Origin of the sequence: Sphingomonas sp., assembly GCF_041661885.1 — a bacterium.
Lineage (GTDB): Bacteria > Pseudomonadota > Alphaproteobacteria > Sphingomonadales > Sphingomonadaceae > Sphingomonas.
Map to the genome: position 1 here is coordinate 157,372 of NZ_JBAZTL010000006.1, position 11,832 is coordinate 169,203.

The 11,832-nt window shown below is 64.5% G+C and carries 11 protein-coding genes; 2 read left to right on the top strand and 9 right to left on the bottom strand.

Annotated elements, in window-relative coordinates; genetic code table 11:
- From WC704_RS12975 to WC704_RS13010, 8 genes are all read right to left on the bottom strand, one after another.
- Nucleotides 1–1,665: an MFS transporter gene (locus WC704_RS12975; RefSeq protein WP_372890529.1), complete on the bottom strand. Its 1,665-nt coding sequence runs from the start codon at nt 1,663–1,665 to the stop codon at nt 1–3.
- Nucleotides 1,666–1,731: 66 nt separating this feature from the next.
- Nucleotides 1,732–4,239 (bottom strand): DNA topoisomerase (ATP-hydrolyzing) subunit B, encoded by a 2,508-nt coding sequence (gene gyrB / locus WC704_RS12980; protein ID WP_372890531.1) that lies wholly within the window; start codon nt 4,237–4,239, stop codon nt 1,732–1,734.
- Nucleotides 4,240–4,325: 86 nt separating this feature from the next.
- Nucleotides 4,326–5,165, bottom strand: coding sequence for an SPFH domain-containing protein (locus WC704_RS12985; RefSeq protein ID WP_372890533.1), 840 nt, complete (start codon nt 5,163–5,165; stop codon nt 4,326–4,328).
- The gene (locus WC704_RS12990; protein ID WP_372890536.1) at nt 5,158–5,391 is read right to left on the bottom strand and encodes a hypothetical protein; all 234 of its coding nucleotides are present in this window, start codon (nt 5,389–5,391) and stop codon (nt 5,158–5,160) included. Before WC704_RS12990 ends, WC704_RS12985 begins: the two co-directional genes overlap by 8 nt.
- A 192-nt stretch (nt 5,392–5,583) precedes the next feature.
- Nucleotides 5,584–6,639 (bottom strand): DNA replication/repair protein RecF, encoded by a 1,056-nt coding sequence (gene recF / locus WC704_RS12995; protein ID WP_372890538.1) that lies wholly within the window; start codon nt 6,637–6,639, stop codon nt 5,584–5,586.
- 321 nt (nt 6,640–6,960) lie between these two features.
- Nucleotides 6,961–7,740: a Coq4 family protein gene (locus WC704_RS13000; RefSeq protein WP_372890540.1), complete on the bottom strand. Its 780-nt coding sequence runs from the start codon at nt 7,738–7,740 to the stop codon at nt 6,961–6,963.
- Between the two features lie 79 nt (nt 7,741–7,819).
- Nucleotides 7,820–8,932, bottom strand: a complete 1,113-nt coding sequence (gene dnaN, locus WC704_RS13005) for a DNA polymerase III subunit beta (protein ID WP_372890542.1) — start codon at nt 8,930–8,932, stop codon at nt 7,820–7,822.
- A gap of 147 nt (nt 8,933–9,079) precedes the next feature.
- Nucleotides 9,080–9,757, bottom strand: a complete 678-nt coding sequence (locus WC704_RS13010; RefSeq protein WP_372890544.1) for an outer membrane protein — start codon at nt 9,755–9,757, stop codon at nt 9,080–9,082.
- Between the two features lie 138 nt (nt 9,758–9,895).
- Between WC704_RS13010 and WC704_RS13015 the strand changes: the two genes are divergently transcribed.
- On the top strand, nt 9,896–10,549 hold the full coding sequence (locus WC704_RS13015; protein ID WP_372890546.1) for a histidine phosphatase family protein: 654 nt from the start codon (nt 9,896–9,898) through the stop codon (nt 10,547–10,549).
- Nucleotides 10,546–11,028 (top strand): hypothetical protein, encoded by a 483-nt coding sequence (locus WC704_RS13020; RefSeq protein WP_372890548.1) that lies wholly within the window; start codon nt 10,546–10,548, stop codon nt 11,026–11,028. The genes WC704_RS13015 and WC704_RS13020 overlap by 4 nt, the downstream gene beginning before the upstream one ends.
- A 327-nt stretch (nt 11,029–11,355) precedes the next feature.
- Here WC704_RS13020 and WC704_RS13025 read toward each other — a convergent pair whose 3' ends face one another.
- Complete coding sequence (locus WC704_RS13025) at nt 11,356–11,733, bottom strand: GFA family protein (protein ID WP_372890550.1); 378 nt, start codon at nt 11,731–11,733, stop codon at nt 11,356–11,358.
- Nucleotides 11,734–11,832: the final 99 nt, after the last annotated feature.

The following is an 11,832-nucleotide window of genomic DNA, read 5'->3' on the forward strand; positions in this document are numbered from 1 at the left end:
TCATGGTCCCTGGTGACCCTGGGCTGCCTGGGTCTGTTTTTGTTGCAAGAGCAAGATCGGCGACACCTCGCCACGCCGCCGGATCGACCAGCGGATCGCAAAGCCCCATAATGCCGTCAGCGCGGCAAGCACCCCGACCAGCAGGAAGACGTCGTTAAACGCGAGAACATTGGCCTCGCGGGCAACCTGTTGCGCCAATAACGCGGCCCCCTCGGCGCTGCGCAAGCTTGAATCGCCCACCACACCCGCGACCCTGCCGGCACCGGCGCGCAGCCGTGCCGCCACCAACGGATCGGTCGCCACGATGTGCTGCACCAGCATGTTCGAATGGAATTTTTCGCGCACCACCTGGAAGGTCGAAAGCAGCGCCGTCCCAACCAGTCCGCCAACGCTTTGGCTGAGGCTGAACAGCACGACGAAGCTGACGAAATTGCGCCCACCGGCCAGCAAGGTGCGCGCAATGCCGATCACCATCGCCTGCCCCAGGAACAGCAGCGAAGCAAAACCGATCAGCGCCTGGCTGAAATACAGATTGCTTGGCCGCGTCAGGTTGGTCGCATCCGAATCGATGAAAGCCGCGATCGCAACCAGGATGATCGCAATGGTGATGGGTCGCGTTACATTGTGAGGATCGAAGGTGAACACCGCCGTCGCCAAACCGGCGATCGACGCCATCACGACGATCAGGTTGAGCGTCACCATCTGGTCGTTGATCAAACCAACCGCATTCAGCAGCCCGATCGAGCCAAACGCCTGTTCGGACAATAGGACCCGCACCGATGCGGCAATCGCCATCAGCCGCAGCATCTCACGCGTGCCGAGCCAGCGCGTGTTGATCAGCGGGCTCGCCCGGTGATGTTCGACGATCAGCGCCGCTGCGACCAGCGCCACGCTCGCCGCCAGTGCCCAGCCCATCCAGGCGCGCTCGGTCCACCATTCGATCCGCCCTTCGGACAGCACCGCGATCAACAGCCAGAGTCCCGGTGCCAGCAAGCCGAAGGTGAGAAAGTCGAGCGGCTCGAACGCCTTGCTGCGCTCGCTCGGCGGCAAGGGCAGCGCCATCACCGCCGCCAGCGTGGCGAGCGCCAGCGCCAGTTCGAACCAATAGAGATGGTGCCAATCGCCCGATTCGAGCAACCGCGGCGACAAAGCACGCGCCAGCGGCGTCGCCAGTTGCGGGATGCTGATCCCCATCATCACCCCGATCAGCCGCTTCGGCGCAGGCATCGACTGCATCAGATAAAGCAGCGTCAGTGTCGACAGGCCGCTCGCCGCGATTCCGCTCATCGCGCGCACCGCGACCGACGTCCAGAAACCGTGGACGAAGAGATGCATCAGCGTCGTCGCCGCATAAGCGAGCAACATGTAGCGGATGAACGACTGCAACCCGAATTGCTGACGATATTTCACCAGCAGCAAATTCGCGGTGACATTGGTCATGTAATAAGCGGCGGTCAGCCACGCGCTCTCATTGGTGTTGAGCCCGAGCGTGCCTTGCGCGAAATTGAGGTTCACCTGCACCAGCGCATTGCCGAGCGCACCCGTAATCCCCACCAGGCACCCAACCGCAAAATAACCGACATGGCGCGACAGCGGATGTTCCGGGTTGGCGGGCGATCCGGGCAGCGTCGGGCGCTCATTGGGTTTGAAGACGTATTCCGCCACGTCCCGTTTTGCTCCCTGCCCGACCGCGCGCCTCAACACCCCGCCGCACAAGGCGGGGTGTGCCTATCAGACGTCCAGATTGGCGACGCTCAGCGCATTTTCCTGGATGAACTCGCGCCGCGGCTCCACCACATCGCCCATCAGCCGCGTGAAGATCTCGTCGGCGACATCGGCCTGTTCAATCTCGACGCGCAGCATCGAGCGATTTTGCGGGTCGAGCGTGGTTTCCCACAATTGCTCGGCATTCATTTCCCCCAGACCCTTATAGCGCTGGATCGCAAGCCCCTTGCGCCCCGCCGCCAGGATCGCCTCGAGCAATTGCGATGGCCGCGCGACCATCGTGCTGCCCTTGGTTGGGGCAGCCGCTGCCTGCGCTGCGGGTTCCTCGTCCGCCGCATCCGCCGTCGCATCGGCTTCGGCCTGGACCGCCGCCGCAGCCTTGCTCGACACGATCCGTGCGGTTTGAACATAGGCCTCTTGCTGCTCAACCGCGAGCGCATGGAGCTTGCGCGCCTCGGCCGAACCCAGGAACGCGCCCTCGATCGTGTGGCGATCGGTCACGCCGCGCCACACACGTTCGACATGGAAGCCGCTATCGTCGGCGAGCCGCGCCGACCAGCGCGCCTCGGGATCACCGGCGTCGAGCCCGCGCACCACGTGCACGACCACCGCGCGCCGCGCCTCGGGGTCGAGCACCGGATCGAGCGCGCCACCCATCGCCAACGCCTCGACGATGGTCGGCTCATAGCGCCGCGGCACATAGCGCATCAGCGTGCGCATCCGCCGCGCATGGTCGACCAGCGAGCGCAAATCGGCGCCCGAGCGCGATCCGCCAGCACCTTCCAGCAGCGTGCTCGCCACGCCATTCTCGACCAGATAGTCGTCGAGCGCGTTATCGTCCTTGAGGTAGACCTCGGAGCGCCCGCGCGTCGCCTTATAGAGCGGCGGCTGCGCGATATAGAGGTGCCCGTTGGTGATAATGTCGGGCATCTGGCGATAGAAGAAGGTTAGCAACAGCGTGCGGATATGCGCGCCGTCGACGTCTGCGTCGGTCATGATGACGATCTTGTGGTAGCGCAGCTTTTCCACGTTGAAATCGTCGCGACCGATGCCGGTGCCCATCGCCTGGATCAGCGTGCCGATTTCCTTCGACGACAGCATCCGGTCGAAGCGCGCGCGCTCGACGTTGAGGATCTTGCCGCGCAAGGGAAGGATCGCCTGGAAATGCCGGTCGCGGCCCTGCTTGGCCGAGCCGCCAGCCGAGTCCCCCTCGACCAGGAACAGTTCGGACTTGGCGGGGTCGCGCTCCTGGCAATCCGCCAGCTTGCCGGGCAGCGAGGCGATGTCCATCACCCCCTTGCGCCGGGTCAGCTCGCGCGCCTTCTTGGCGGCTTCGCGGGCTGCTGCGGCATCGATAATCTTGGCGACGATCGCCTTGCCGTGCGCGGGATTTTCCTCGAGCCATTCGGCGAGCTTGTCGGCCATCAGGCTTTCAAGCGGCTGGCGCACTTCGGACGAGACGAGCTTGTCCTTGGTCTGGCTGCTGAACTTCGGATCGGGCAGCTTGACCGAAACAATCGCGGTCAGCCCCTCGCGCATGTCGTCGCCGGTCAGCGTGACCTTCTCCTTCTTCAGGAGCCCGGACTTTTCGGCATAATTGTTGAGCGTGCGCGTCATCGCCGCGCGGAACGCCGCCATGTGCGTGCCGCCGTCGCGCTGCGGGATGTTGTTGGTAAAGGCGAGGACGTTCTCATAATACGAATCGTTCCACTCGAGCGCGACGTCGATCGTCACGTCGTCGCGCGTGCCCGCAATCGCCACCGGCTCGGGCATCAGCGGGATCTTGTTGCGATCGAGATATTTCACGAACGCGGCAATGCCGCCTTCATAATAAAGTTCGACCGTCTTCACCTCTTCGTGGCGCGCATCGTTGAGATACAGCCGCACGCCCGAATTGAGGAAGGCCAGCTCGCGATAGCGATGTTCGAGCTTGTCGAAATCGAATTCGGTGATCTTGAAGGTGGCGGGGCTCGGGAAGAAGGTGACGCGCGTGCCCTTGCGCCCTGGTGCGGGCCCCACGACCTTGAGCGGTGCCACGGCATCGCCAAAGGCGAAGCGCATGTAATGTTCCTGCCCGTCGCGCCAGATCGTCAGATCGAGCCATTCGGACAGCGCGTTCACCACCGACACGCCGACGCCGTGCAGACCGCCCGACACCTTGTACGCATTGTCGTCGGACGTGTTCTCGAATTTGCCGCCGGCGTGGAGCTGGGTCATGATGACCTCGGCTGCCGAAACGCCTTCCTCGGTGTGGATGCCGGTCGGAATACCGCGGCCATTGTCCTCGACCGAGACCGACCCATCGGCGTTCAGCGTAATGTCGATCCGGTCGCAATGCCCGGCCAAAGCTTCGTCGATCGCATTGTCCGACACCTCGAACACCATGTGGTGGAGGCCGGAGCCATCGTCGGTATCGCCGATATACATGCCGGGGCGTTTGCGGACTGCGTCGAGGCCTTTGAGCACCTTGATCGAGTCAGCGCCATAGTCGTTGGTATTGGGGTCTTCTGCCATGCCAAGCCTATAGGGTCGTGGCCACCAAAACGGAAGCAAAATGGCGCTTCCCGGCCCGGGACGCTCGGGTCCCGGGCCGGATAAGGCTATTTTTCGGTAATGAAGGGCAATTGCCCGCTCCCGGCGCTATAGGTCGGCAGCTTGCCGTCCCATTTCTCGATCGCGCGCTGGCGCAGGATCGCGGGGTTGGCGCGCAGTGCATCACCCTCGATCTGCGAAGCCTTGGCCTTGCCCTCGGCATCGGCGATGCGCGCATCGGCATTGGCCTTGACCGTCGCCACGTTCGCCTGTGCCGCGAGCGCCGCCTGTTCATTGGCGATCTTGGTGTTGATCTGGCTCAGCACCTGGTCGGGCACGCGGATATTCGACGCCCAATACAGTTGCTCGACATGCAGACCGACCGGCTCGAAATAGCGCGCGACATCGCGTTGCACCGCCGAGAGCAATGCCGCCTTTTTGGGCCCGTAAATCTCCTCAATCCCCAGCCCCGCCGCTTCCTCGTTCAGCGCGCTGCGCACCGCATTGCGCAACGGCCCGGCAACGATCCCCGCCATGTCGATGCGGTATTTCTGGAACAGGATCGGCGCCTTCACCGGATCAACGCGATACGCCACCGACACGTCCGCCGACAGGTTGAGCCCGTTGCGATCCTGGAACGGAAATTCCTCGTCATTGCGGCTCTGCTCGGTCGACGATTTGGTCCAGGCATAAGTCGAGGTGTAGATTGGATATTCGTAGATGTTGGTGCCAACCGGCGTGAAATACCACCCCACGCCCAGCGCACGGTCGGACACGCCCGCCGCGCTGCCGAAATTGCTCACCTTGATGCCGACATGCCCCGGCTCGACCCGGCTGCACGAACTCATCGGCACCAAAGCGATCAACGGCAACAGCGCCAGCGGCGCGAAACGCACAAGTCTAGTCATGATCTTTATCCAGCAAGAGAAGAGTAAATTCGCGCGTCAGCGCGGTGATCGACAGGAAGCCTGCCACCAAAGCGACGAGCGCGATCAACGCGGCCGCGGCATCCGCCGCGTCGCTATGCAAATTGAACAGCGTCGGGATGACGAACGCGAAACAGGCCAGCTCGCACACGAGCAGCCCTGCGCAACGCAAGCCGAAGCCAACGAGCCACAAATCCAGCGATTTCATGAAAGAGCTTTGCCCCGGAACGCCCCCGATAGGATGCCGGGGCCGCAACGCCTCATCGGAGGCGCACGCAGGAATATGTGCTTGTTACGGGGGCGGCACAATGGGAATCGGGATGCACGGCACGCAATCGTGATTGCGTAGGATAGCATGTCCGACGCTACCGCCCGGCGCGGGGCAAGGCCTCCTGCGCCATCACCCGCCCACCCCAAGCGTCAACCGCAAGGCCGCTCCATCAAGCTCCGCAAACAGCGCTGGCTCGGTGCCCGTCATCCACACCTGCCCCGTGCCCGCCAGCCGTTCGAACAGCGCAGCGCGGCGCATCGGGTCGAGATGTGCGGCTACTTCGTCGAGCAGCAGGATCGGCGGCGCGCCGGTGCGTTCCGCCACCAGGCCCGCATGGGCGAGGATCAGCCCGAGCAGCAGCGCCTTCTGTTCGCCGGTTGAGCACAAGGCCGCCGCCTGCCTTTTGCCGAGATGCGTCACCGCCAGATCGCTGCGATGCGGCCCGACCAAGGCGCGGCCCGCCGCCGCATCGCGCGCGCGGCTCTGCGCCAGATCGGCGGCCAAGGTTGCGCCACCGCCCGTCCACCCTTCGAGGCAAAGCCCCGCGCGCGCAAACGGCCCCTCAGGTTGATCGGCCAGCCGTTCGCCGAGCGACGCCACCGTCGCGCGCCGCGCCGCGTCGATTGCCGCGCCGTGTTCGGCCATTTGCGTTTCCAGCGCCGACAGCCAGTCGCGGTCGGGCGGCCCCTCCTCCCCCAGCAGGCGGTTGCGCGCGCGCATCGCCGCTTCGTAGCGATTGGCATGGACGGCATGGCCGGGGCTGAGCGCCAGCGTCAGCCGATCGAGAAAACGCCGCCGCTCGCCCGCCGGTTCGACGAACAGGCGGTCCATCGCCGGGGTCAGCCACAGCACTGTCAACCATTCGGCCAGCGCCGTCGCCGCCACCGCCGCGCCCTGCACGCGCACAATCCGGCGTTCGGGCGCGGCGGCTTGTGTGCCGGTGGCAATCGCCACCTCGCCGACCAGCTCCGCCGCCACGCCAAAACCGCCGCGCCCGCCTTGCCGTGCCATTTCCCCGAGGCTCGCGCGCCGCAGCCCACGACCGGGCGCGAGCAGCGACACGGCTTCGAGCACATTGGTCTTGCCCGCGCCATTCTCGCCCGTCAGCACGACAAACCCCGGACCCGGCGCGATCGCCAGATCGGCATGATTGCGAAAATCGGTCAGGATCAGGCGCGTCAACATCGCATCCGCTCTACCCTGTCGCGCAGCTTTCGCAATTTCCGCGCAGCTTCGGCAGCCACGGTGCCATCGATGCGCCTGCCCCGGTTCACCCCGCCGCGCTGACCAACCAACATCGCCGCTCTATGCGGACAGGAAGGCGGACATCGGCTCTAACTTCAATTTGTTGGAGACGATCAATACCGATGGCACGCTGGTCAGCCCGTGGAATCCGTGGCTGCACGCAGTAGACAGCGCTCCCGCAAAAGCAGGATAGCGAGCGTCGTACCTGTACCTCTGGGCTCCTGCTTTCGCCGGAGATCAGGAGCGTAAAAGCGACACGCCTCAGGCGGTAACCGGCGTCGCGCTGCCGGAACGCTGGCTGAGATAGGACGCCATCTCCGGGCCCAGCACGCGCTGTGCCTTCAAATACGCCATCGGCGTGGCGATCCCCAACCGCGCGCGTGCCGCCTCGATTGGCTCGGCCAGCAGCGCTTCGTAATCCTCGCCCGAAAGCCACGCAGCGCGGCGACCGTGGCGATACCCTTCCCATACCGCGCGGGCGAACAGCGTGTTGCCGGTGACCTTGAGGCTCTTCAGCGCCGCCGCCGCCGCGATGAACGCCCAACCAAGCCCGCCGACCTGCGCATAGCTGAACGCGACCAGGCACGCTTCGCCGAGCGATTCATCGGCCTGATAGCCGGTGAGCACATGCCAGATATCATGCGTATCGCGCACGCGCCGCCCGAACCAGGCATAAGGATGCTGTACTTGATCTTCGCTGATAACCTTGCTTACCGCGACAAGGCCGTCGGCAGAATAACCCGTCGTCTCAAGGAAATGGCGATAGGCCGCGCCAACCGTGTCCGGCGCGAATTGCGCGACGAACGCAGGATCGGAAAAGCGCTGCGCCAGCTCGACTTGCTCCGACGCGAGCCGCCCACCCTGCGTGGTCGCAATCAACCGCGCATAATTCATCGGCGCATTGCCGACGTTGAGCGCACGCATGATGCGGAACACCTGCATCGTGTCGTCGCCGTTCGCGAGCAATTTGCGAATGGCATCGAACGCGGTGCGCCAGTCGCGACGCCCGGTGGTTCCCGGAAAAGGCGGAAGCTTGGCCATCGACTCGATCCCTGCTGACATGCATGTCAATAAAGAGCGGGTGTCGCCACGTCAATTGCCGCTTAAACCGGAGCGTTCCTCACACCCGCATCGGCATCAGCACGTACAGCGCCGCCGACTTGTCATTCTCGCGGATCAGCGTCGGCGCGGCGGCATCGGCCAGATGCACCTCGATCGTGTCGCCCTGAAGCTGCCCCAGAATGTCGAGCAGATAGCGGCTGTTGAACCCGATCTCGAAGCCCAGTGCGGTATATTCGCCGGGCACTTCTTCCGCTGCCGTGCCGTTTTCGGGGCTGGTCACCGACAGGATGATCTTGTCGCGGTCGAGCGCCATCTTCACCGCGCGCGTCTTTTCGGTGGCAATCGTGCTGACGCGGTCGACGCCTTCTTCGAAGCTGCGCGGATCGATCTTGAGGATCTTGTCATTGCCGGTCGGGATGACGCGCGAATAATCGGGGAAGGTGCCGTCGATCAGCTTGGAGGTCAGCAGCGCCTGCCCCAGATCGAAACGGATCTTGGTCGCCGACATCGACACGCCGACCGACCCATCAACTTCGTCGAGCAGCTTGCGCAGTTCGGCGACGCACTTCCGCGGGATGATGATGTCGGGCATCCCTTCGGCCCCTTCCGGGCGCGGCATGGTGATGCGCGCCAGGCGGTGGCCGTCGGTCGCGGCGGCTTTCAGCACCGGCAGCGGGTCTTCCGACACGTGCCAGAAAATGCCGTTCAGATAATAGCGCGTTTCCTCGGTCGAGATCGCGAAGCGCGTCTTGTCGATGATCTGCTTGAGCGTCTCGGCGGGCAGTTCGAACGACACCGGCAGCTCGCCCTCGGCGATCACCGGGAAATCATCGCGCGGCAGCGTACCGAGCTGGAATTTGGCGCGCCCGGCCATGATCGTCAACTTGCCATCGGCGGCGGCGAGCGAGACCTGGCTGCCTTCGGGCAGCTTGCGGCAAATGTCGAACAGCGTGTGTGCCGACACCGTGGTCGCGCCGGGTTGGTCGACCGCGGCGGCAACGGTCTCGTTGATCTGCAGGTCGAGATCGGTCGCCATCAGCTTGAGGCCGCCCTCTGCGGTCGCCTCGATCAATACGTTGGAGAGGATCGGAATGGTGTTACGCCGTTCCACCACCGACTGGACGTGGCTCAAGCCCTTCAACAGAGTCGCCCGTTCGATCGTCGCCTTCATGTCGTTCCCCCGGGCCCATCGCCCACTTCACTCCCGCCGGACGCGCACGCGCCGGGGGCAATTCGCCGTGTCTCTTTCCTTAAACATAAAAGGGGCCGGGGCAAGCGCCCCGACCCCCGATTTACGCCTGCAAACAGGCAGCTTGCATCAGAAGCGGACACCCAGCCCGGCAACGACCTGATGACGGTCGGTGTCGATGCTGAAATTGTTGGTGTTGCCGCCATTGGCATATTCCAGCCGCGCATCGCCATAGTTGGAATAGCGATATTCGAGCTTGGCATAGGTGGTGCGGCCGATCTTCTGTTCGACACCGGCACCGACGCGATAGCCGTCGAGGTTATAGTGCGCACCGGTCGTGGTGGTGCCGTTGTTCGCGGTCAGATCGAGACGGTCGTTGGTGTAACCACCCTTGGCGTAGATCAACGTCTTTGGCGCGACGACATAGCCGACGCGGACGCCCGCATACAGATCGCGGCCCTGCTTGACGCGACCATAGCCGAGCGCGGCGGCGCTGGTCGGCGCGTTGCTGACATCACCGGTCGAGCCGGTGATTTCGCCTTCGGCACCGATCACGAAGCGGTTGACCGCCACGTCATAACCGAAATCACCGCCATAGGTCAGGCCGTCGGCCTTGCGGTCGCTGCTGATGCTCGAATTGGGGCCGCTGCCCGGCTGTAGCTTGTCATAGCCGAGGATGACGCCAACCCGGGGGCCGGTGAAGGTCGCGTCGTCGCGCGCCGGTGGGGGGCCGTCCTGGGCGAAGGCGGGGGCGGCCAGGCCGAGGCCGAAAGCGGCGACGGTGGCGGTGAGGGCTAGCTTACGCATTAGGGTAACTCCGTTGGGACATCCCACCGAATTCCGGGTGGGGATGGCTCAAATAGGTGGCGCGCGGCGAAGTTGCATGAACCTCAGACAACAAGGAAAACCGTTGCTTTTGCGCCACACGGGGTTGAAAGGCAGGTCATGGATTCCAACGCCCCGATGCCGCCACGAAAGGGCCGCGATTTCATCGCGCGGCACGGTGAAACGGTGTTCAACGCCGCCGGGCGGCTGCAGGGCGAGCACGCCCACACCCCCCTCACCCGCGCCGGTTTCGCGCAGGCCGACGAAATGGGGCGGGCGCTCCGCGAAACATTGGGCCCGCGTCCGGCACTGGCGCTCTGGGCATCCCCGACCGGGCGCGCGTTGCAGACCCTGGCGGTGATCGCCGAGCATCTCGAACTCGACTGGCACGCCGCACGTACCGACTCGCGTCTGATCGAAATCGATATGGGAGAATGGGGCGGGCGCTATTATGCCGACCTCGCCGCCGAAGGCGCACGCGTGATCGATCGGGCGGCGGGGCTGCTATTTCCGGCACCCGCTGGCGAAAGCTATCCCGAGATTGCCACGCGCGTGTCGGGCTGGCTGGCGGACACCGCCGGCGATGAGGGCGACCGGCTCGTCATCATGCACGGCATTTCCAGCCGCGTGCTACGCGGGGTGATGACGTGCGCAGCGGACGTACCCGGTTTTGGTGCGCCCGCCGCACCGGGGTTGCCGCAAGGGTCTGTGGTCATGATCGAACGCGGCATCGAAAGCGTCGCGCATCTTGGCCTGGGGCACGCCCCTGCATGATGCGACGGCTGGCCACGCTGCTGGTCCTGATCGCCGCCCCTGCTGCCGCGCGCGAATCACTCGGCGTGTTTGACCGTTGGGGGGCCTTTACCGATCCCTCGCCGCTGCGCTGCTACGCCATCGCCGCCCCGGCGCAATCGGGCGGGGCATCGGCGTGGCGCCCCTTTGCCAGCATCGCCACCTGGCCGGGGCAAGGCGTGCGCAACCAGCTCCACATCCGCCTCAGCCGCGAACGCAATCCGCAATCGCGCGTCACGCTGTCGGTCGGTGAACGGCGCTTCGATCTGGTCGCGGGCAATGCCGACGCCTGGGCCCCCGATGCCCGCACCGATGCCGCGATCGTCACCGCGATCCGCTCCAGCCGCAGCATGAGCGTCGAGACGCTCGCCAAAAGCGGCGCACCCTTTGCCGATGTCTATGCGCTGCGCGGCGCGGCGACCGCGATTGATGCGGCGTCGCTCGGGTGCGTGGGGCGGTAAAATCTTGACTATCTGGCCGGTTGGCCTTATATCCCTCGGTATCCCGTCCCCGGCTTGCCGTCTTGAGGCGCTCGTAAGAGCAGATATCAACTCAAGGCCGCATCCCGGGGACAATTTGTATCTGGTGGCGCTGTTGGGGCTGGAACCTCACGCAGCGCTCGGTCGGGCGATGGCCACCGCACTGCGCACGCCGACCTGCCTAGAGGGCAGCGTTACACCGACGCAGCGACCCGATCGGGTCGCCGCACGAGTGTCGACACGCTGAGCCTCAGCCGGCGGTCCCGACCGTTGTGCGCCGCAGCGCGCACCTCGTGCGATCGACGGTAATCATCCGCTTGGAGGGACGTAATTGCCCTCGAACTTCTTGAGATCGTCGTCGATTTCGTACCAAGCGGGTTTCGATGCGACATTTAGATGGGCGGTCGGCCGCAATCCGGGATCGTCATCGAGCGCTGACGCCGCAACGACGTAGATGCCTCCGGTCCGCATCTCGCCGAGCGCGGATCCACACATCCGGCAAAACGCACGCGCGTGCGTCCAAGGCTGTTCTGGGGTCAGTCTTGTGATCTGATCCTCGCCTCGCACCAGTTCAAAATCCTCGGCATTGCCGATCAGAACCGCCGCGAAAATGCCCTCACTCTTGCGGCACCGACTGCAATGGCAATAGCTGAGCGATCGGGGCGTGCCAGACAGTTGAAATGCCACCGCGCCGCACAAGCAACTTCCACGGATCATAATGCCCTCCTGGAAACTGGAACATATATAGAACAACGCTTAAGATCAAGCGGTCGTTTCTTGCCCATT

What these genes read in the sequence shown, in the direction of transcription:
- WC704_RS13020 (WP_372890548.1), top strand. Translation starts at nt 10,546, where the DNA reads ATGATGCGACGGCTGGCCACGCTGCTGGTCCTGATCGCCGCCCCTGCT.
- dnaN (WP_372890542.1), bottom strand. Translation starts at nt 8,932, where the DNA reads ATGAAGGCGACGATCGAACGGGCGACTCTGTTGAAGGGCTTGAGCCAC.
- WC704_RS12990 (WP_372890536.1), bottom strand. Translation starts at nt 5,391, where the DNA reads ATGAAATCGCTGGATTTGTGGCTCGTTGGCTTCGGCTTGCGTTGCGCA.
- WC704_RS12985 (WP_372890533.1), bottom strand. Translation starts at nt 5,165, where the DNA reads ATGACTAGACTTGTGCGTTTCGCGCCGCTGGCGCTGTTGCCGTTGATC.
- gyrB (WP_372890531.1), bottom strand. Translation starts at nt 4,239, where the DNA reads ATGGCAGAAGACCCCAATACCAACGACTATGGCGCTGACTCGATCAAG.
- WC704_RS13000 (WP_372890540.1), bottom strand. Translation starts at nt 7,740, where the DNA reads ATGGCCAAGCTTCCGCCTTTTCCGGGAACCACCGGGCGTCGCGACTGG.
- WC704_RS13010 (WP_372890544.1), bottom strand. Translation starts at nt 9,757, where the DNA reads ATGCGTAAGCTAGCCCTCACCGCCACCGTCGCCGCTTTCGGCCTCGGC.
- WC704_RS13015 (WP_372890546.1), top strand. Translation starts at nt 9,896, where the DNA reads ATGGATTCCAACGCCCCGATGCCGCCACGAAAGGGCCGCGATTTCATC.
- recF (WP_372890538.1), bottom strand. Translation starts at nt 6,639, where the DNA reads ATGTTGACGCGCCTGATCCTGACCGATTTTCGCAATCATGCCGATCTG.